This window comes from Paenibacillus sp. RC334 (assembly GCF_030034735.1).
In the GTDB taxonomy this organism is placed as follows: domain Bacteria; phylum Bacillota; class Bacilli; order Paenibacillales; family Paenibacillaceae; genus Paenibacillus; species Paenibacillus terrae_A.
In genome coordinates this window covers 2,284,300-2,306,513 of sequence record NZ_CP125370.1, presented here as the reverse complement: position 1 = coordinate 2,306,513, position 22,214 = coordinate 2,284,300, and the positions used below count along the sequence as shown (strand labels likewise).

Genomic DNA, 22,214 nt, shown 5'->3' with positions numbered 1-22,214 from the left:
CTCTCATTGTATCTCTCCTTTGGTATAGGATTTCAATCCACGCACTCATATGGAGTGCGACGGTACAGGCGATTCACAAGGAATCTTGGGACGTAGAATTTCAATCCACGCACTCATATGGAGTGCGACAGCAGTATGGGCAGATGGAATGATCCATGACAAAATTTCAATCCACGCACTCATATGGAGTGCGACTTCTTCTCTTTTATTATCTTCATCATTTATTTTTAATTTCAATCCACGCACTCATATGGAGTGCGACCCAAAAGTTAGAATAATCTCATGATCGGAACAAGATTTCAATCCACGCACTCATATGGAGTGCGACTTATCCCAAATCTGTTCCCCGTCCGAACTAGCGAAATTTCAATCCACGCACTCATATGGAGTGCGACAAAAGGACCTTATCATGCAGCCTGCAGCCATAGAAGATTTCAATCCACGCACTCATATGGAGTGCGACTTAAGCCTATACAGGGTACAGGGAGGGATATATCAGTATTTCAATCCACGCACTCATATGGAGTGCGACCTGGAGTATTTCAAAGATCGCTTTCCATCACAGGGCAAATTTCAATCCACGCACTCATATGGAGTGCGACGCGGTGCTCAGTGGTGGTAATTTGGGAGGTTAGTAGGATTTCAATCCACGCACTCATATGGAGTGCGACAGCGAAAAAGGGTCAAAACAAACCCGTTTCAATTCATTTTAGCGTAATTTTGACCATAAGGCATCAAAAAAAGCATGTTCCCTTTATGATGCATTCACAAATCATTCACATTCGACAGAATTTCGACAAAATCTGAGGTGCGAAGGACCCGGGGAATTCATGTGAGCTTCACATTCGCACTGAGTATGCTACACAAAAAGAAGAAGCATACACAGTAATCTCTCACTGGAGATGCTTCTTCTCAACCTCTCATATCTATCAGTCTAGGTTCATTTCACCTTGGCCAGTCCTGCCACCTGAGATGGAGGAAGCGCCCCTGCGAATATACTTAACTCATCAATAGCGCCTTTAAAGGCAGGGTCCCACCAGTTAACACCCAAGCTGAACGTTCCTGCTTTGGATGTAAATACGTCTGGAAGTCCTGCGCCTGTAAACTGAGGTTTGCCGTTCACGTACACGGATAACACTCCTTTGTCTACAGTGAAGGCGAGATGTGTCCACTCATTAGTTTTGATTTTCATACCGGTGCTACCGTTATACCAAGATGAGCTACCGGACCAAAGCATCGTGTTGTCTCCCTCGGGACCTTTGGGCAGCAAGCTAATCCAGTGATTACTATCCATAGCTCCGAAAAAAGTGGGGGTATACAGCGTCAGCTCACTCGGATGAACCCACAGGGACACGGAATATGCAGAACTGGATATAATCCCTTGGGGCAGCTTAATTCCAGATTTTCCATCCAACAGGACCGCTTGACCACTTGTACCCTCCGTGTAGGTGACAGTTCCTCCTTCACGATCAATCCGGTCACCGATGACCTCACCATTCGCAAAAGCAGCTTCACTGTCCTCAAGATTATTTTCAAATTTATATTGTGCGGTCAGCGTTGCCATCTCATAAGGAGATACTGTGATTTGAAAGGTTTTGTTCTTACTGCTCTCCCCTTTGGAAATCGTGGCGGTCAGAGTGGCTGATACAGCCTTTTCTCCGATTTCAGGACGTTTAACCTCACCTGTCGCAGAAATGACGCTCGGGCCTGAACTTTTCCAAGTAATCGAGGTTTGCCGACTTCCTTGCTTTGGAAGGGATACATTGGCTACTAACCGACTTGTATCACCAAGGTCCAAATCGCCATATACACTTTCAACCACTGTTGCATCCGTGGAAGGAGCGAACTGACTCCCCCAGGCCATTTCCCCTGTTTTGGATACAACCGTAAATGTCATTACATATTGCTTGGTATAGTCATCCCATTGTCTAATGAAAACTCCGTCATATACGGTGCCTTCCAGCGTCAGTTGAACACTCGCGTCTCCCACCTTACGCCACGTTCCTTGTAGCTCACCTGTGACGGTGTGATCTGCTTTTAGCTGAATAAACTGCGCTTGCTTGATCGCCGCCGACGTATCACTGCCATGATTGGTATACTGATAATCTCCAACGACTTGATCCTCATCCAGTTCTGTAAGAGTCTCACCACCATAACGGTAAGGAGCTACTACAGGCCAGCCTTCCTGGTTCATGAACATCTGGTGTATGCGCAATTCATGCTTCTCTCCCTGCTGAGGAAAGCGGGTATGAAAGACAACAAACATTTGCCCGTTATCAGGATCGGTATAAGCAGAGTTGTGGCCAGAGGATACGTAGCCATAGCCAATTCCTTCGCCTGGATCACCAATTTTACTGTTGAACAAAAAGTTACCTATCAGCTTGTTGCCAAAAGCCGCATTCTTGGTGTTGACAGGTAAAACGGCGTTCTGCCCCTTGGCATCCTTATAAGGTCCTGCCGGATTTTTGGAACGGAATAACCTCATGTTATATCCACCGTCCGAGGCAAGTCCGCCATAGGTTACAAATAAATAGTAGTAGCCTGTCTCTTTATTGTATTCAATGTAAGGGCCCTCTCCTGATTCCCCATATCCGCCAGCAATTCTGGTGCCAAAATAACGATCAATCAGCCGACCATCTTTCGTCGTTCCATCTCGACCTGGATAGATAGGCTTTCCTGTTGCTTTATCCAGCTCTAGTAAAAAAATCCCCCCAGACCATGATCCATATGTCATCCATAAACGCCCTTCTGTATCATAAAAGATAGCTGGATCAATCGCATTCGGAAACATTTTATTTGCGTAAGAACCATCTGCGTTGAACCATCCCGCTCTTGGACCTTGCAGTTTGCCTTGATCAACCAACTGTTGGATTGGCGTGTTGGTCCATTTTTTATCCACTTTGCTGTCCTTGTCGTAGGCAGTCTCTTTCGTAAAGCCGGAATACACAATCGTATCCACATATTGATAAGGACCTTCGATTTGGGGTGCAACAGCAACACCGATCGCGGAACGAATGTAGGTAGAAGACGCACTATAATAAATCATATAGGCCCCTTTTGTCCCATCGTCATTGACATAATGCTCATTCCAAAATACATCCGGCGCCCAGACCGAGAATCCTCCCTTGCTGTCCGAATCATTTTCCCCTGCCCAAGCAAAGGAACCTGCGAGATTCTTCGATAAATCCCCAAAAAGCGTGTTTCCCGGAGTTGTGTAACCGTTTGCAAAAGAAGTCCAGTTTTTAAGATCCTTGCTCTTCGCCGCTGAAATATGTGAACCAAACACATAATAAGTATCGCCGTCTTTGACGATGGAGGGATCATGAACGGATACCTCGGAAAAAGCGGGCGCATCCTGCTTATCCTTCTGCTCAGATAGTGCAGCGGAAGCATCACTCATTCCCAATGAAGACCCTGCAATCATTAGTAATAATGCTAACGTTATTAAAAAACCTCTCTTGATTCCATTTGCTGCAACCCGCCTTTTCATCCTCATCTGCCCCTCTCTGGAATTGGAGTACAGCGATATATATTCTACATTGATCAGTAAATACCTTTATGTTTTCAAGAATCATAAAGGTATTTGTAAAATATATTTTGAGTAGATAAGAGGATAGTTTGCTTAAAATGGACGCAGTGTGTGATGGAAAGGTCGCACTCTATACAGAGTGCGACTAGCTTTATTGTACTCTGCAATTGAACCCTGAATGTTATTTCAATCCACGCACTCCATACAGAGTGCGACCCTATTCCATCAGTATAAAAAACTAAATCCAGAATTATTTCAATCCACGCACTCCATACAGAGTGCGACCAAAATCAGATTCGGTTATTACATAGAAGACAAATTTCAATCCACGCACTCCATACAGAGTGCGACCAGCGAGTTTCTGGATGGTCACGGCTGGTCGGACGATTTCAATCCACGCACTCCATACAGAGTGCGACTGAAATGGCGGTCAATATCGCTAACAAAGTAGCAATTTCAATCCACGCACTCCATACAGAGTGCGACCGGTTCCAAGAAGGTTCTATTCCAACAAATAAAGATTTCAATCCACGCACTCCATACAGAGTGCGACGTATAACTACGATGAGGTTATGGCTGATGGGTTGATATTTCAATCCACGCACTCCATACAGAGTGCGACTTAAGACAACCAAAAAAAGACGTAAACGGGAAGGAAGTATTTCAATCCACGCACTCCATACAGAGTGCGACTGAGTAATTCCGATATAATATAAGCAATGTGTTGTAATTTCAATCCACGCACTCCATACAGAGTGCGACGTGACGGTACAGGCAGCTAGTAATGACGCAGCTGATTTCAATCCACGCACTCCATACAGAGTGCGACGCCTGCATGAGTTGATCTATTAGGTTCTGTTTCATATTTCAATCCACGCACTCCATACAGAGTGCGACGTGATTGCTAAGTAAGTGTAATCCTGAACAGGAGATTTCAATCCACGCACTCCATACAGAGTGCGACTATATGGAGTCAGTTAATTATAAATAACTCAAGAAATTTCAATCCACGCACTCCATACAGAGTGCGACACGAGTACGCAACTCGTCGGACAATACTTTTGTGATTTCAATCCACGCACTCCATACAGAGTGCGACCCAAATTACCTTGTAACAAAAATCATCGCGTTGAGAATTTCAATCCACGCACTCCATACAGAGTGCGACATTCAAAGTCCTTGCGGATGATCTACGAAGCACAATATTTCAATCCACGCACTCCATACAGAGTGCGACTGGCTGTTAGTTTGCCGTTGATGGTATTCGTTAAACTCATTTCAATCCACGCACTCCATACAGAGTGCGACAGCGAAAATACAGCAATTGATACCCTAATGGTATCAATTGCACACATTTTCGCACAAAATAATGCTAAAAAAGACTGAATTAACTATTGACTTCTATTATAGGAAGTGGATTCTAATCCTTTTCGACAAATTTCGAGGTGCGAAGGATCCGGAGTTTTTATGTGAGCTTCACATTCGCACCTTACAGAATCAGCGGGCTTTCCATATCGTAAGCTTCTTTTGCACCCATATGCTCTACCTTCTTTTTATAGTTATCTCCTAAATTGTAGAAACGCAGGCTGTCTTCTTTTTTGTCTATCAATTCTTCTAATTCATACTTCAAACGGCGAAACTGGGTCGAATCCAAAATGCACTCAAACACGGAATTTTGTACCCTTTGTCCGTGATCTACACACTTTTTTGCAACCTTGGCCAATCTTTTTCTGCCTTCCCTGTCTACTGTGCTTACATCATACGTAATTAGAATTAACAAGATCACACCTACTTCCACAAAAATGGAGGGTACTCGTCCAGATCTCCCCGAATATGTCTAGCCAAGAGCAAAGCCTGTGAATAGGGCACAAGCCCCCAAGACATTTTCTCATTCAAATAAGGATGAATAATCTTTTCCTGTTTGCGTTCCTGCCATGCCTTCAATACTATCTTTCTCGTGTCATCGTCCATAATCACAGCGCCATTTTCTTTCCTGTAAAATCCTTTGCCATGAATCAACTTTTTGTTAATCAATGTAAGGACAAAACGATCTGCATATACTCCACGAAGCTCTTCCATAACATCCAGTGCCAATGAAGCTCGCCCCGGACGATCTCTATGCAGAAAACCTACATAAGCATCCAAACCGACAGCTTCCAGTGCAGATTTCATATCGTTGGACAGAAGTGTGTAGGCAAAAGATAATAAAGCATTGACATTATCCAACGGCGGGCGTTTATTGCGTCCATGGAAGTAAAAATCCTTCTTTTGCTGCAAAATCAGTTCATCAAAAACCGAATTGTACTGTACAGCCGCCGCACCCTCCAAACCACGCAAAATGTCCAGATCCTCCACTTCACGGACTTGCTGCATGGCCCCTGCTAAAGAAGCAGTCACCTTTTTCATTCGATCAGCGTCAATACGTAGGGGATAGTCCCTTGTCGCTCGCTCCAAAATCCATTTATTATTATATATCTTGCCTATAATCATATTTCTGGCTACAAGAGCACTTCTTTTGTCATCATCGGAAATCCGATACTGTTCTTTTCGGAGTACCACATTTCCACGACTCTCTCCGATCACACGTGCCAGGAAACGTCCAGTTCGCGTCATAAAGGTTAAATCTATATTGCGTGATGCACAAGCACCCATCAGTCCCGGACTTACCCCTGCATAGCCAAAAGTACATACAGCTTCCAGGTTATGCAACGGGTAGCGTGCCAAAATGGCCTCTTCTTGTTTGATAACGATATTGTCCCCATCCAGTGACAAGTACGTATCCGGCAAGGTAACAAACAACGTATTCAGTAATTTTTTCATTCAGCTATCCTGCTTTCAATGAAACTGGAAACAGACCTTTTATTCAAAATTTCCGGCACACATATATGTTGAAGCGAGCAGCTTTGGCAATGTGGCCCCGCTTTAGCTTTAGGGGTGTGATTGCGCTCAAAATAATGCCGCATTTCCTGAATACTTGCTCGCACCCGTTCACGGTCAGCAGCAGTGATCATGACCTCTACCCGATGCTTGATCTCATCGTAATAAAAGTAACCTTTTGCAATATCACACACGAGCATTTCTTCAAGACACATCACTTGTGCAACTAACTGAGAATGATCTGAATCATTTCGTTTGGGTTTGCCGCGCTTGTATTCCACAGGAAAAGGAAGGTACATACCTTCCTCCCCTGCCAGCGGAACCCCATGAGCATCCCGTACAAACTCTACGACGTCACAGATTCCGGTAATCCCAAGTTCTCTGGAATGTATAGGCAACGCGCGTACGATGAGTTTATCTCCTCTTTTCTCACGAATCATCGGCTGATCCGCTTTTCGGTGTAAATGATCCCCCTCAATCGTCCGCACATTTTCTTCCCATTGCTGCTCAATGTGAATAAGCGCCCACTGTCTTCTACAAAAATTAAAATGCTGTATACCGGATAATAGCAAATAATCTTCTTCGTTATAGCCCTGCATACTCTTGGACCTCTAAGCCTTCGAGCGGTGTTACTATACATTCATAATGGGTGTCAAAAGATTTGTCGATTGCACTTACATCTTCTTTCGGTTTCACTTCCAAAGAACGATGTACTTTAGCAGATGAGTATTTTCCAAGCTTGGAAGGATGCTCCCACCAATAGACCTTATGAACCTCCATACTGCCGTCAGGACGGGCCGATGATACGTCATTTTCAAACAAGCTAATCAGCGCTTCCCCGATCTTCGCCGCGTCTTCGTGTGTAAATCCTGTTTTTTCAGCTAGCTGTGTATTGATGCTTCCCTTAAAAACGTACACACCAAAATCCACCCGATGCTTCATCCCCATCGTATCGGAGCCTCTTTCTTTGCCGGGTTCGGAGTTTACACTTTTGGTAATTTGCATACTTGTAATATCAATAGGATCTATACTGGTTGCTGTATGTATAGATACAGGCCCTCTTACCCCAACAGACACTCCTGCTCCCTTACTTGCCGCCTTGAACGCAAACACTTGACCGAAGCTACGAACATCTATCCATTCCTGACAAGCAATTCTAGCAAATTCATCACTTGAGCTTTCCTTGCCCTTAAAGAATTTTTCCAATTCAGGGTTGGCATCTGCACGTTCTCTTAAACTATGAAAAGCATCTGACTTCCGATCATTCGATTGAACAAAAATAGACTCGCCCATATCTTGCAGACGATTTCTTATTTTCCGTTTCAGAGCCACATCTGAAATTTCGCCATAACCATCGTAATTTTGCCGTGGGCGATTGCCATTCAACGGATCGCCATTGGGATTGGCTTTTGTGACAGACATTACAACCGCAAAATCAATTTTATGATCCAAAATAGACATGTTAGGATTCTCCTTTTAATGTTGCTCTGTATTTATAACGATTGCTATGATTACTGCTATTCATTCACATACCTGAGCTACTGTCTTCCTTATGGTCTTCATCTCCTGCATGATTACCCTCATCCTGCTTTTTCTCCGTCTTCTGATAGAGCTTGTAGCGCTGGCTGTAGAATCCAAGCAAATATTTCCCGGTCAGCGGCTCGTTATTAAATTCATCAAACGGGATTTGTGAAGCAACCTCATCAATCATACTGGAATAATAGTTTAGTTGTTTGCCGAATTTGGCTTGATACGGCTGCAAAGCATTCTGAATGGTTCTCCAGGTTCTTTCCGGATGCTGTGAAAATACACTCATATATCGAATTGCATTCGTAGATCGCTTCTCATCCTTGTCTAATGCGTTTCGTTCCATCACATCAGCTATCGCCAACAATCTGCCAAATAAATAACTGCGATCCGTATTTTCTTTATCTAATGCCACATCGTATCCCTCCCGTTCGTTAATCAATGCACATGTTATACTCAGTGTCTTTTCCCATTCCCATTTATCCATAGCTACCGGATTAGAGGCACGGTGAGTAGCACTCCTTACAATATCCTGCGGAATTCTTCGACCATCTACAATACAGGGAAGCATTCGTTCCATCAGCCCTTTAACAAGCTTGTCATTCGCCTTCGAACCGTAGGCCGCAAAAGCAATGTCCTTCGTCGCCGGCGCTCCCCAAAATTGTAGCAGATCACCTTGCCCGTCCTTTTGATAACGGTGCAGCCAGGCACATTTAGAATGCCAGTCTATTAGCTTGTCAAAATACAATTTTTTATCCAAGTTTCGATAATACAGAACCGCCATGCGTCCCGTTGTCGCTGAGTCAAGCACAAGAATATTGACGTTTGCTTTGGACGCCGATTTGATAGCCAATTTATTACGATAACCCGATAGCGCTTTGGCCAGATCAAAAGCAAACTCTTGGTTAGTATGGGCTTTGAGGGTTATCGGCCGCGATGATTCAGAACCAAATTCCATTGCAAAGATGTTGTCATTGTCCGTAAGGCATGGCACTTCCGGGGAATCATTCCCCCAGACGAGAAAGACACGATTTTCCATGATTTTTCCTTGACGTTGAATCAGCCACTTTAAGGCATTATGAGCTTTTTGAGATACCTCGTAGCTGATGGTTGCTGCTTCATGACTGTGAGTAAACCTTCCCCTGAACGTGAAGCCGCTCGTATCATTGGCGGAAATCAGCTTGGCTTTATCTCCGGAATTTCTGATTTTATTCGCGTGTTTATCTGTACCGGGAAGCTTCTCCCCGGTTACATAACATATGTCTTCCTCGCCCAATAGCTGGCTGTAGTAACCAATAAATGAATCATATAGTTCTGTATCCTTCCAGACTTTAGTTAACGCTTTATCTGGTGAATACACGTTAAAACGAATAAATACGCTATCCACTTCACCGGGAACTGCCGTAAATATACGTGGTTTTTCTCCATGTAAAGGTTCGTACTTCTTGTCCCATGTAGTTATTAATTTCTGATCCGCATCCAGATATAAAACAGGCTCTCCAACTACCAAGTCTTGAATCAGTCGGCGCTTGCTCAAGTAACGATAGATGCTTTTCAGCTTGGGCGTAGCAAACTCCGAATTAGCCCAACCCTCTAACTGTTGGATATAAGCCGCAAAAGGCTCTTCTTTTTTGATCTTTCCACCATAAGCGACAAAATCTCCGGCTACATAACTTAATTTATCATGCAGTGGATAAGGTGCTACGACAGAGCCAGCCCGGCTGGCCGACTTTTCTGTACAAGGAATTAATGTACTAAACTCGGTTTTGTCCAACACTCTGGCTGAATGAAAATCACCTTGTTCGGTAATTTCCACTTCAATTTGTGCATTTTGGGTTGTATGAGCGATGGGTAGGAGCGTGTATTCGCGATCATTATACTTTTTTTCAATCACGCCGACACATTTGTCGTTGGAATTATATGTTTCATATAGATTTAACAGCCAGCTCATTTCATGCCCCACCCCTCCCACTCTGCAAGCAGCTCATCAGCGGCCTGAACGTTATTTTCATCAAACCGTTTGGGCTGCATCTCTGCTATGACGCGAACCTTGGTGCATTCCTCTGGTTTAATAAATTCTATGACTCCATCCTTCATCACAGGCTCCCACAAGCGTACCTCCAACTGATTCCTGCCTGTCTCATCCGGGTAGTTAATCCCATGTACCATGTTTCCCAAATGAATGTCGCCATAGTTATCATAGAACCCGGGTGCCTCACCAAAAACACATGGCTCTATATAAGCCTGACATTCACGTGTACCCAGAAAAATATCTCGGCGTCCACCCGCAAGCAGCGAGCGTTTAAGAATGTTATGATGTTTATTCTCATTACGATCATATTCCATCTCGGGACGATGCGGATTAAAAATAAAATGAGCCTGAACCTCATAGCAAGGGTCTTTGAGATAGGTATAATTAGCAAGCGTATTACCGCCGCTATATTCAATGGGCCGAATCCCCTTCGATTCCATTCGTATAGCATTTAGGACACGAACCTTGTCTATTACCATCGTAATGGTAGGCTTCCAATAAATACTTTCTACGATCCCTTTTAATGCCTGATAGGTGGGGACACTGTAGGTTAGTTTCTCACCACCCAGCTTGGTTAGCGGGTCAGTGAACAGTGCATAATCTCCATACACTCTAAATTCGATTGCGTTTCTCAACTGGAATCTTCCTCCTTTCTAGGTCTTTTTATCTAAACATAGTACCAGAATATTACTTTTGGCATGGTCAGTCAATGCAAAATATAGGCTCTTTATCTCCCATAAAGGCATTCTTAGAGAATAAAACCATCATGCAAACTATCATTGTGAAGATTCAGCCCAAATAAATCATCATAGGCCCTCTCAGTCAAAGCCCATATCTTTCCATCCAAATAAGGAATCAGCGCCTTATTGTGATCCAGTTCTTCTTTCTCATGGTGCAATATATTAATGGTGAATTGCTGTGCTTTGCGCAGCAGACTACTGAGATCCTCTATGCTTTGCTGTCCGTTGAGATCAGCGATAATCTCTTTTCCTTCCTTCTCTCCATCTCCATATGGAACGATAACTGCTGTTGTATGATCTTTAATGACCTGAAAGTATTCTGCTGCGGTCTTATAGCTATTCGCTAAAAATAAAGGAAGAATCGTGCCCTTTTCATCGTAATAAGAGCGATAGTACGTATTTTCACTGCGACTAACAGTTAATAGCTCAGTCATGTTTTTTCTTAGCTTAGGTATAAAATAGTTCAAGTCGGTTGCCAGCTCGGTATAATATTTTTGGAAATATATTTCCATAGCCTGTGCGGATAATACGTTACCACCGTAGCAGGTTTTGTCACGTTTTAAGTCAATGAGTATTTTTCTGGTAATTTCTTTGCCGATTTTAATTTCTTTGAGCCGCTTGAGATTCTCTTCTTCATGATCAATGACATACACCTGCTTTGTTTCATCTCTTCCGTGGCGATTACATCGGCCTGCCGCTTGTGCAATCGAATCCAGACCAGCCAAGGATCGAATGACACAGGTAAAGCTAATATCCACTCCTGCCTCGATGAGTTGTGTGCTGATACAAACGACAGGTTCCTTATCATTTAAATGTTGTTTTACTTTCTCCAATATGCGATTGCGATGAGCCGGACACATGGAAGTACTTAGGTGGTAAACCGGGATTGCACTGTTTCCTTCTGTTAGTCGAAGATATAAATTTTTGACCACCGCTTTTGTATTGAGAATAACGAGTACGCTTGGCTCATCAGCGAGCTTTTGCTCAACAAAATCGGCAAGCTTTTCCGTATTTACAGTGCCGTTCGTCGCCTTGTCAACAATTTCAACCCGCTTAAACTTCTCTATGACATGATCGAGATCATGCACTATTTCCGCATCCGGCTCAATGTCCAGCTTGTTATGTACAAAATCCAATTCCGGTTGGGTAGCAGTGCAAAGAACAATACTTGAACTGGCATACATTTTCAAAAAATTCAGCGCTTGATTAAACAATGAAATGCAGTGAATGGGGACTTTTTGAACCTCATCAAAAATGATGACAGACTCACTCAAATTGTGAAGTCTGCGGACATTTCTGCTGCCATCTGCGTAAAGTACATTTAAAAATTGCACCATGGTCGTGAAAATGATGGGCGAATCCCAATTATCCTTAGCCAGCTTTAATTTTTGATGTGTATTCACAACAACATCTTCAAGCTCATGCTCCTGCCGATCTATATCTTCTACCTCGTTCATGACCACATTCGAGTGATGCTCCAGAATGTTAGCGTCATCCCGTATAATTTTGCGAACCTCCTGAGCGTTTTGTTCAATAATCGTCGTGAATGGAACGACGTAGATGATATGCTTCTTTTTGAATGTGACCGCATGCTTGAGGGCATAACGCAGACTAGCCAGCGTTTTTCCACCCCCAGTGGGTATGGAGAGCGTATGTATCCCCGAAGGCTTGTCTGCAAATTGCTCACATTGCTCGGACATTTGTTTTCTAAGCAGATTAATGGTTGTCTCGGCGTTCTCTCCTGATTGCAGAGCGTTAATACGCTCCATTAATCTTTCGTAATACGTTTGAAATAGCTGTTGGCGATTCATCGGTTCATTGTCATTCTTTTCGCCTTTAATATTAATTTCTTCAAAACAACGGGTATTCGTGCGATCCGCATCAATCAAAGCGCTAAAAACAAACTTGGATAAGAACATCATTTTGAGTTCAACGTCTGGATTATGATCCCGTTTCATATAATGAGCCAACTCGGCCCCTGCTAGATTCACATAATGGTAAAATGTAGATTTCTCCATCACCTGCTCATAAAAAAGACCGACTGCATGATCAAATCCTTCCAGCTCTCGATCACGCACCCGATCCAAAAATTTTGATTCCAGGTCGGGGTCTAAAAAATCCTGCAGATATGCATGGTGTGAAATAATCGCATTCCCTACAACTTCGGATAATAAAGCTTTGTTCATGAAATCCTGCTTATCAAATGTCCCTTGAGGTTGAATGTGAAAAAGATTGTACAATAACTTTCCACCAGCGGTAGAATGATCTACGCTTCCTCGTTTCGGTGGATTGTCAGGATTTTGCACCGCCAAACGTATGTAATCTTGAAAATTTTCTGTGTATTTGCCCAAATCATGCAGCATACCAGCGAGTCCAGTAATATGTCGGATACCTATTTTGTCTCCATAAGATTCTGCTAGCTGTTGAGTTTCCAACAGGTGGTCTGCTACCGTCTGAATCTCTTGGTCACTTTCCCGTATGTGGGCGATATATTGCATGTTTTAATCTCCTTATTCAATGGTTGGGGTGTTCGTCTGAATATGCCTATACTTTTGTTCAATGTTGGCTTTACGTTCTGCTGAACGATGCTTATGAACTAAGATCTGTTTACCAATATGTTGATAAAAAGGAACAAAGATATATTTACTTTTACTCTTTTGACATTTATTTACCTTTTCCTCCAAAAAAATAAATTAAAAGAAAAATTCAATAGTTAAGCTGAATCAAGCATTTAAGAATCCCCAGAGGCTTCCCTCTGAGGATTCTTGGCGTATACCCAAATTAAATGAAACTGCCTATCCCATTTTCAACTCACGAACTCTCTATACAACAGAGAATGGGACCTAAGTTCCTATCCCTCGCTTACACCCTCCACGATTTCAATCCACACACTCATATAGGTGCGACTTAATATTCAAAATTTAACAGTAACTATAACAGTTAATTTCAATCCACGCACTCATATAGAGTGCGACTTCTTCCGCTGTTTCCAGGTTCGACAGGTAATAATAATTTCAATCCACGCACTCATATAGAGTGCGACGTTAGATTCAGACGGTAAGAAAAACACTCGAGGTGGCGATTTCAATCCACGCACTCATATAGAGTGCGACACGAGCAATTCCAAAAGATGTGCGACGAGCAAGAAATTTCAATCCACGCACTCATATAGAGTGCGACCAAAATAGTCAATAACAGGCGGCACATCCAAGATATTTCAATCCACGCACTCATATAGAGTGCGACTCTATCTTTCTTGTCATTGCGATATTGTTCATCTATTTCAATCCACGCACTCATATAGAGTGCGACAAATAATTTCGTCGTCTTCTATAAAGTGAAAATATTTCAATCCACGCACTCATATAGAGTGCGACGAAAATGTGGCCTACTCCACAAGCATCAGACAACCGATTTCAATCCACGCACTCATATAGAGTGCGACCCAGCTCCCCTGCACGTACCTGGAGCGCTCCGAGCTATTTCAATCCACGCACTCATATAGAGTGCGACGATCGTAAAACGAATAGGCGGCTTTTGGAGCGCTGATATTTCAATCCACGCACTCATATAGAGTGCGACGTTCGTAAAAGACGAATTTTATTTAGAGTTATTTCTAATTTCAATCCACGCACTCATATAGAGTGCGACATTAGTTCCGCGACGTGGGGTCTGGATCGTTGGGAATTTCAATCCACGCACTCATATAGAGTGCGACTATACGAGCCGCTGGATCCGGTTTCAGCTCGTAGGCAATTTCAATCCACGCACTCATATAGAGTGCGACGGAGGCACGCCTCATATTCTCAAACGAAAACTTATTTCAATCCACGCACTCATATAGAGTGCGACCTGCTCTCCGAATAGCTTGGAGCATATCCAGTAGCATTTCAATCCACGCACTCATATAGAGTGCGACTTTTATTTATTTAATTAAATTAATTATTTTTCTATTTCAATCCACGCACTCATATAGAGTGCGACCTGAACGGTAGGTCCTGCGGCTCCTGATCCTGCTTGTTATTTCAATCCACGCACTCATATAGAGTGCGACCCGAAACCATGCGGGATACAACCGAGAGGAACAAATTTCAATCCACGCACTCATATAGAGTGCGACATATGTCGGCGTATACGTTACGTAGATTATGCAAAATTTCAATCCACGCACTCATATAGAGTGCGACGACACAATCGAGGTCACTTATCTGCGGGGGCAAGAAATTTCAATCCACGCACTCATATAGAGTGCGACCACGTTATCCGGTACACTCACATTGACCGTTGATATTTCAATCCACGCACTCATATAGAGTGCGACCATTGACAACCTTTCGCAAAAATTACAGTGGAGGCGAATTTCAATCCACGCACTCATATAGAGTGCGACAGCGAAAATACAGCAATTGATACTCTAATGATATCAATTCCATACATTTCCGCAAAAAACGATGCTAAAAAAGCTTGAATCCACCCTTGACTTCTATTATAGAAAGTGGATTATAATCCTTTTCGACAAATTTCGAGGTGCGAAGGATCCGGGGTTTTTATGTGAGCTTCACATTCGCACCTTAACCAAGACGTTACACTCAGGATACCACAAAACATTTTTCCCTCACAGAGAATTCTTTAGCACTAAAACAATAAGGATTCCGCCCCGTCAATCACAATTTGCGCACCAGTAATATGACGCGAATGATCGGAAGCCAAGAATGTCACCAAATCAGCTACCTGCTCGGGTTGACCGGGCCCATCAGCCAACGGCTGCCCTCCTTCGGGAAACTGAACGGGGATGGTAATCTGCTTTAACCTTTCGGATTTCTCCGTTGTTTCATCAATATTCGTCGAAATAGCTCCCGGATAGATGACATTGACACGAATACGGAACTTGGCTAGCTCCAGCGCAGCCATTTTAGCAAAACCGGTTTGACCTGCCTTGGACGTACTGTAGGCTGACATTCCAAAGCTGGTAAAGCGCTGATTTCCATTAATAGAGCTTGTAATGATAATGCTGCCGCCACCGTTTTTTTTCAAATGCGGTACGGTATACTTCACCGTCAGGAAAGTGCCGTCCAGATTCGTAGACAGCGTCTGCCGCCAATCCTCGATGCTCAAATCCTCAATCGGTCCGACCACCCCGTTAATCCCCGCATTGGCAAAAATGATATGCAGTCCGCCAAACAGTTCAACTGCTTCCAAAACTGCTTTTTCCACACGCACCGGATCGGCAATATCCACGTCAAAAGCCCGAGCGGCACCTTCACGTATAGCATTAATCTCTCTCTCCGTCTCTACAATCCGTTCATTACTGACATCAAAAAGAGCAACATTTGCTCCCTCTCTGGCCATTTGAATAGCTGTTGCCTTGCCAATACCAGAACCAGCCCCCGTGATCAGAGCCGTTTTGCCTTCAAAGCGCGCGCCTCCTGCCAATGTGTAGCTCATATGTATCGCTCCCTTTCAGTATCCTGTATAATCACAAGATTACCCAAAAAGGTATACTTTATAATCACCATTTTTGCGCATTTTTTGCTATTCCTTTGCGATATTCAAGAAAAGGACCAATCATACACCCATTATCGCACCTTTTCTTCTCCTTTCTTGTTGACCTTTAGTTTCTTTCTATGTATTCATCAAAAAAGGACGTTATGCAGCCATCAGTATGGATGCATACGTCCTTTTCTTATTCCATTTACCACTGCAATTCAATAAATGCCGCATCATCATCAAGCCCTCCGGTATGGGAGGCATCCAGCAAAACCTGTATCTGCTCATCAGGGACAGGCTCACGAATAGGGTCCAAATCGGATAATCCGTCACTATATACCTGTAATCTCATCGGCATATCTGCGGGTATACTTCTTTCGTACCAATGAGGCTTACCTCCAATCGGCCCGCGGTTTGTGGACCAGCGTTCCGCTGTGGAAAAGGTATGATCAAACAATTCGCTGATCTCCTCCGTCCCGTTCCACAGCCGCAATCGTGAATCTCCTTGCCAGGCAAGTCTGAGACGCCCGCGGGTGCCGCGCTTTGGCAGTTCGATTTTACCGCAAATATACATCGACTGGCTTCCCTGACGACGTTTATCCTCCAGCACCGAACGCATCAAGCCCGATTCATGGTGTAAAGGCTGCCGATCCAGTTCCTCCGCAGCTGTACCCGCCAAGCGTTCGAGGTACAGCCCCAGCTTATCGGCAGACAGATCCTGCCCCTGTTCCATCCAATCCAGCAAAGAGGAACCCAAATAGCGGGCTGCAAAATCTCCCTGGTAACTAAGCCCGACACCATCACACAGAACAAAACAACAGACGGATTTATGAATACGCACTGCGGCGAAATCCTGTCCGCTTTCACCCATACTGGCAGATTCGGCAGACCTTCCGTAACCATAACGGCACATAAATCGGCTATGATGCGTCGATAGTGGCTGATCGCCCGTCTGAGAGCTGATGTAGGCAAAACGCTGCGCCAGCCGTGCATTTATTCCCTTCCTTTTGCTCGTGGGGAGCAGAGACAGCAGTGGATTCATGCGTTTTCCTCCTTACCGTACAGGCGTTGCGGCCGACATTTGAAAACCGATGGACACCAGTTCCGGACAGGTTCCAGGCAGCATCATAACTGCTCCCTCACCTAGCTGATAATCTGCCTCAAACAGCATTTCCCGATAGCTTTCAGGAAGTACAGAAGACATATTACGCAATTTCACAGCATGTTCATCCTGTAACGGCGTATTATGCGTAAGACCTTTCCAGCGGCGTGGGTCCTGAATAGGCGTTTCCAGTAGTCTGTCCGATAAAAATATGTTTTCCACCAGTACATTGCCGTCCGGTACGCTCATGCTCATAATACGCTTCGCAATCGGTTCTGGATCATCACCTGTGGAAACACCATCTGTCATATGACAAACCAAAGGCGCAGGGCAATCCTGCATCCCCGGCAGCTCTGCCTGTAAAATTCGTTCGGCTTGCAAGAAAGCTTTTGCCGAATCTGAAAACCGTTTGGGCGTCAAATCGGGCAAAGAACCAATCGCTGCGATTTCATCAATCCCCTTCACACCGTTGAGCAGATCATATACGTCGTCACTATAAGCCAAAATCGCAATCCGGTAGCGTGCAGTCAGCCGATTCCCTTTCGTCGAACGGAAAACCATCTGCCGGATCGCCAGTGATATAGCTTCATATACGACATCAATTCGCCGCCGCCCCTCCATAAGCATGTTCATTGACGCGCTAATGTCAATCAGGTAAATGATCAGGGCGGGGGTACGTTGTGAAGCCTGTATCGTATAATTCATCGTTTACACATGCTCCCCTCAGTTACCTTCTAAACTACTTCTGTCATTCAATCCATATCTGAAAATATGAATAATTAAATTTTAGGCAGTCTGAAATTCGTATCGCTCAAAAAGTTATAGATAGAGGAAGCGCGATAACCAACTTCGCCTACCGAACGATAATAGGAAGAATTACTTTCGTACAACGCTCTAAAACGATTGGCAAAACCCTTCGCCTTCGCCGTGCTTCCGCCCTCCTGAGAAGCATAAGCCTTGTTATACAGGGAAATAAGCTGGAGAACATTTTGTTTGTTACTTGCATGAATTGATGCTTTTTGCTTTTGCTTCGCCTCTGCCGCCGCCTTACGTGCTGCCTCTTCCTGCGCTGCGCGGGCAGCCTCGTTCTTTTTCCAGGCTAAATATTTTTCGTATTTCGCCTGCTGATCATACGCTTTCTGCTTTGCCAGCTTGGCGGCCGCCTGCTTGTTTTGTTCCTTTTGAGCAAGGTAGGCTTCATATTTAACTTGCTGAGCTACAAGGGCCTGTTGTTTTTTCTGCTCTTCCTGCTGCTTTTGGGCAGCAAGAGCCTGTTGTTTGGCCTGCTGCTCAGCTTCCTGCCGCTGCTTCTCCGTCAGTGCCTTTTGAGAGGCCTCCTGCTCGGCAGCCAGCTTCGCTTTCGCCGCCTTTGCGGCTTCTTCCTGCTTGGTTGCCTCGATTTGCCGCTGATTGGACTGATCAGCCAGAATATTCACGGCTGGAATGCCAACAGCCAGCAGAACGACAGCCGCCGCCGTTGTCACAATGAACGTTTTGGAGCGGTACCAGGCTGCTGATTTTTCAGGCTGCTCAGGCGGCTTGGGGTTCAACTGCTCCTCCAGCCCCATAATGGCAGCCGATACCTCCACATGCAGAGGGCTGCCGTCTTCTACAAAATGATACAACGACCGATATACCTCTAGGGCCGCAGCAGGCTTGTTTTGCTTCTCCAGTTCACGTGCCTGTCGGAACAGCTTGTCCGTCACCCCACGCTCCCCTTGCTCCTCAATCGCCTGGTTCAGTATCGCAGCTTGTTCCGCTTGGAGCGGTGCAACCAAGGAGGATGCAGCTTCCCCGGACTCGCCAGTAGCTAATGCTGCTGCCTCTGTCGCCTCGGTTTCCACCGTCTCTACTTCAACAGGAATCTCTTGCTCAGTAAGTGCATTGAGTACAACCAGCCATTCACCAAAGGTAGGGCAACTGCTCAGATCCTGGCTGTCCCAGGCACGGCTAAACAGCTCCACCACTTTGCTTCCCCAACGGGCTTCCAGCGACTTGCGTAAAATATAATAACGTTCGCAAGGCGTCTGCATTTCATGCTGGTCAAAATAACTTTCGCCCCACGCTTTATCGACCACCACACGGTCTGACCATCCCAGCATTTCGCCGATAATAACGGCCCCTGCAAAACGATCCGCATACGCGCTCCATAATCCGCTGTGAACGGTACGGTGCGCAGCATACCCCGGCGAACCCGCTAATAGAGCATCCGGACGATCCATTTTGGTACTGTACATTTGTTCCACATCGACCAATTCTACAGCTGATGTGCCTTCAGGCAGTTCCACTTCAGAAAAAAACGGAAGCATGACATTCGGCGCAGATAAATCACAGTGTGCCAGTCCTTTTTGCTCCATAGCTGAGCCGATCCCTGCCAGCGCTCTGGCCAAAGCCAGACTATCGGAAGCCTCAAGCTGCTGCTGAGCTGTGAGGCAATCGAACCATGTTGTCCCATGAATCCATGGCATCAGCACTGCATATAGCAAATCAGGCTGCTCGGCGATCAGACTTCCGTTTCTTTCTGGAGTGAGCACATCACGCTTGCATACCTGCAACCCGGGGATATCCCCATACGCTTCCATATGCTCTGATTGATAAACCATAGCCGGGATACGGAACTTTGGAAAAAACACTTTAAGGGCTTTAGCCTCATGCGGCACTCCGCTTTTGGCATTCAACTGGTATACGATCCCCTGCCGCCCTGCTTGAGCATAAGCCAAACCGGGTGCAGCAGGATGTCGCCCAACCACATAGGCTGTGCCGTTTATGATCAATTCGTCTCCCGGATTCGGTTGAAAAGACATGGAACATCCCTCTCCTTACATCGTTCAGTATGCTAGTTTCCACACCCTATTATATACAATCTGTGGATGGCAAGAAAACCGGGTATCCGAAGATCGCCCGGTTTCTCCTGATAACCACTATACCAAATGTACAAACCACAAGAAATGGTTCATATATATTGCTTCCTCATAGAGTGGTATATTATAAGGTGATGCCTATCTCGCATCTTACTTCGTTTGGTCAACAGTACGGAATTTATTAGCGATAGCCGTCAGTTCCTGGCTGATGCTGTTCAAAGTCGTTACGAAAGCTTGCATTTGTTTGCTGGCTTCCTGAAACTCTTGAAAGAAACGTTGTTTGGTCATACCTTCCCATTGACCTTCCATGCCTGAGATGGATTGTGTCAAGCTGGAAACGATCTGCTGGCTTTGTTCACCGCTTTGTTTAAATTGGTTGGCTACCTGATCGACCTGTTCCGGGGTAATTAAAATACGTCCTGCCATATTATGAGTCCTCCTTGATGATATTAAATGTTTTGTTTAACTGGTTCAAATTGTACTATGTTTATTTAATTTCCTACAAAAGGCGAAGGTCCTAATTGTAATAACCCCACTTTTTGACTATAAAACAGCATCTAACAATATAATATCAATAGAATTAGTACCTAATAAGTCCCAAAAAATCAGGATTCCATGAACTGAATTTATATGGCCTCATGTGACCAGGCAGGAGAGTCCCGAGAATCTACTAAGCGACAGGCTGATCCCTAACTATAGCCGGGTCAACAAAATACCATTCCTGCGGATTGCTGGAGGACGCCTGCTTCAAAATATCCTGATTCAGCGTACCTGCATCCGACGACTGTACACCAGCAATAGCATTCACGACAGACTGCGGGTCCGAAATCGGACCGCTTCCTTCTGAAGGTTGCCCGGGCAAAATAGACGATGACTGCTGATTCGACCAATCCAGCATTGTAACTGGTCGTCCTAATGGTTGGCTGGCAGATGACAGAATCGTATGATAGTTGTGGTCAACAGACTGGAACTGTTCTGCCTTTTGATTCAATTGTGCACCTGATGTATGGAGGTAAGCATGAATTTGCTCCGACATTCGCTTGGCCTGCATCCAATGATTCAAGACAGTCTCACGTGTAGATACATCCCAATCCATCGATTGTAACGCCTGCTCCAACCCTGCTGTTAACTGTTGAATTTGCTCCGCCGCATGCTGTAGCTGCCCGCTAAGCCCCCCGAAGCACATCCGGTTCAACTCGAATGCGCATATCCATCACCCTTCTTCTGTCGCTTCTTCAGTTTCTGCCGACTGTCGCAGCCAATTTAATAATAAATCCACAAACTGATCTCTTGATGCCATGGCTGCAATAAGCCAATCTCCGTTGCCATTAGAGCTCATACGAAATATCCAGTTCATCGTTGGACACAGGACAAACGCAACCCGCTGTGATTCCCACTCCCTGCCGTTCCAGACCAGCAATTGCAGTTCTCCTTCAGCTATACGGGAACTCAATGACCGGGCAAGTCTCGCAGACCCCTCTGCATCTCCGCTAGCCTCGGTCAGTTTACTGCTGATTAGAGACACACTCTCTCCTGCTGATTGCTCGTAAATTTTATTAAATGCCTGCTTGGAGAACATGAGCGCAGGAGATTCAGGCACAAGCCGATCTACCCAGCCCATTTTATCAATCAATGTCTCGCAAGCCTTCTCCACATTACCCAGATCATACAGACGGTACTCATCGGGTTCATCAACGGATTTTACTAGCTCCACGACACGCTCGTTCGTGCAATGGAGGTAACCTTCGAACTGCTTACCGCCCCGCGAATAGCGTATGCGGCAAGCCCGGCTAGATAATCCCGCGATAGCAACCCTCGAAAAAACCGTAGGGGGCATTGCCAACTCAGTACCCTCATCTACCCGCTTTAAATACCCCTTTTCCAGAAGAGAGGCTTTTACCTGCTCCCACTCTTCCGCCAACTCTTCTGCCAGATAGCCCTTAAACGGATCTTCCACCCCAAGCAGTCTGTCAGAACCCAGAACGCCTGCCAGGAAAAACAATTCCTTCGACTTGAGGGTTATTAACTTCTGCTTGGAAGCTTGAAACGTTAACATTAT

15 protein-coding genes and 3 CRISPR repeat arrays (1 of these 18 running past the window's edge) are annotated in these 22,214 nt (G+C 44.9%); all 15 genes read right to left on the bottom strand.

Annotated features, from left to right (window positions below; all coding sequences use genetic code 11):
- Nucleotides 1–671: direct repeats of the CRISPR family, unit length 32 nt; unit sequence ATTTCAATCCACGCACTCATATGGAGTGCGAC; it reaches 376 nt to the left of the window's first position.
- 269 nt (nucleotides 672–940) lie between these two features.
- Entirely contained in the window at nucleotides 941–3,490 is a 2,550-nt protein-coding gene (locus tag QMK20_RS10875; protein ID WP_283655704.1) for a LamG-like jellyroll fold domain-containing protein, read from the bottom strand.
- Between the two features lie 222 nt (nucleotides 3,491–3,712).
- Nucleotides 3,713–4,837: a CRISPR direct-repeat array (repeat unit 33 nt; unit sequence ATTTCAATCCACGCACTCCATACAGAGTGCGAC).
- A gap of 181 nt (nucleotides 4,838–5,018) precedes the next feature.
- Entirely contained in the window at nucleotides 5,019–5,309 is a 291-nt protein-coding gene (cas2, locus tag QMK20_RS10870; protein WP_014281197.1) for a CRISPR-associated endonuclease Cas2, read from the bottom strand.
- A gap of 8 nt (nucleotides 5,310–5,317) precedes the next feature.
- Nucleotides 5,318–6,349 (bottom strand): type I-C CRISPR-associated endonuclease Cas1c, encoded by a 1,032-nt coding sequence (gene cas1c / locus QMK20_RS10865; RefSeq protein WP_283655703.1) that lies wholly within the window; start codon nucleotides 6,347–6,349, stop codon nucleotides 5,318–5,320.
- Entirely contained in the window at nucleotides 6,346–7,005 is a 660-nt protein-coding gene (gene cas4, locus QMK20_RS10860) for a CRISPR-associated protein Cas4 (protein ID WP_283655702.1), read from the bottom strand. The genes cas1c and cas4 overlap by 4 nt, the downstream gene beginning before the upstream one ends.
- Entirely contained in the window at nucleotides 6,992–7,867 is an 876-nt protein-coding gene (gene cas7c, locus QMK20_RS10855; protein WP_283655701.1) for a type I-C CRISPR-associated protein Cas7/Csd2, read from the bottom strand. Before cas7c ends, cas4 begins: the two co-directional genes overlap by 14 nt.
- Nucleotides 7,868–7,931: 64 nt before the next feature.
- Nucleotides 7,932–9,884, bottom strand: a complete 1,953-nt coding sequence (gene cas8c / locus QMK20_RS10850) for a type I-C CRISPR-associated protein Cas8c/Csd1 (protein ID WP_283655700.1) — start codon at nucleotides 9,882–9,884, stop codon at nucleotides 7,932–7,934.
- Nucleotides 9,881–10,600, bottom strand: coding sequence for a type I-C CRISPR-associated protein Cas5c (gene cas5c / locus QMK20_RS10845; protein ID WP_283655699.1), 720 nt, complete (start codon nucleotides 10,598–10,600; stop codon nucleotides 9,881–9,883). The genes cas8c and cas5c overlap by 4 nt, the downstream gene beginning before the upstream one ends.
- Before the next feature lie 113 nt (nucleotides 10,601–10,713).
- On the bottom strand, nucleotides 10,714–13,203 hold the full coding sequence (gene cas3, locus QMK20_RS10840; RefSeq protein WP_283655698.1) for a CRISPR-associated helicase Cas3': 2,490 nt from the start codon (nucleotides 13,201–13,203) through the stop codon (nucleotides 10,714–10,716).
- A 445-nt stretch (nucleotides 13,204–13,648) separates the two neighbouring features.
- Nucleotides 13,649–15,095: direct repeats of the CRISPR family, unit length 32 nt; unit sequence ATTTCAATCCACGCACTCATATAGAGTGCGAC.
- Between the two features lie 245 nt (nucleotides 15,096–15,340).
- Nucleotides 15,341–16,150, bottom strand: a complete 810-nt coding sequence (locus tag QMK20_RS10835; protein ID WP_283655697.1) for an SDR family oxidoreductase — start codon at nucleotides 16,148–16,150, stop codon at nucleotides 15,341–15,343.
- Between the two features lie 247 nt (nucleotides 16,151–16,397).
- Nucleotides 16,398–17,234 (bottom strand): hypothetical protein, encoded by an 837-nt coding sequence (locus QMK20_RS10830; protein WP_283655696.1) that lies wholly within the window; start codon nucleotides 17,232–17,234, stop codon nucleotides 16,398–16,400.
- 12 nt (nucleotides 17,235–17,246) lie between these two features.
- Nucleotides 17,247–17,999, bottom strand: coding sequence for a vWA domain-containing protein (locus QMK20_RS10825; RefSeq protein WP_025685035.1), 753 nt, complete (start codon nucleotides 17,997–17,999; stop codon nucleotides 17,247–17,249).
- A gap of 74 nt (nucleotides 18,000–18,073) precedes the next feature.
- Nucleotides 18,074–20,098 carry a serine/threonine-protein kinase gene (locus QMK20_RS10820; protein ID WP_283655695.1) on the bottom strand — a complete coding sequence of 675 codons (2,025 nt, stop codon included), beginning with the start codon at nucleotides 20,096–20,098 and terminating at the stop codon, nucleotides 18,074–18,076.
- 207 nt (nucleotides 20,099–20,305) lie between these two features.
- Nucleotides 20,306–20,581 carry a WXG100 family type VII secretion target gene (locus QMK20_RS10815; RefSeq protein WP_013309990.1) on the bottom strand — a complete coding sequence of 92 codons (276 nt, stop codon included), beginning with the start codon at nucleotides 20,579–20,581 and terminating at the stop codon, nucleotides 20,306–20,308.
- Nucleotides 20,582–20,825: 244 nt separating this feature from the next.
- Nucleotides 20,826–21,341 carry a WXG100 family type VII secretion target gene (locus QMK20_RS10810; protein WP_283655694.1) on the bottom strand — a complete coding sequence of 172 codons (516 nt, stop codon included), beginning with the start codon at nucleotides 21,339–21,341 and terminating at the stop codon, nucleotides 20,826–20,828.
- 27 nt (nucleotides 21,342–21,368) lie between these two features.
- The gene (locus tag QMK20_RS10805; protein ID WP_283655693.1) at nucleotides 21,369–22,211 is read right to left on the bottom strand and encodes a hypothetical protein; all 843 of its coding nucleotides are present in this window, start codon (nucleotides 22,209–22,211) and stop codon (nucleotides 21,369–21,371) included.
- Between the last annotated feature and the right edge of the window lie 3 nt (nucleotides 22,212–22,214).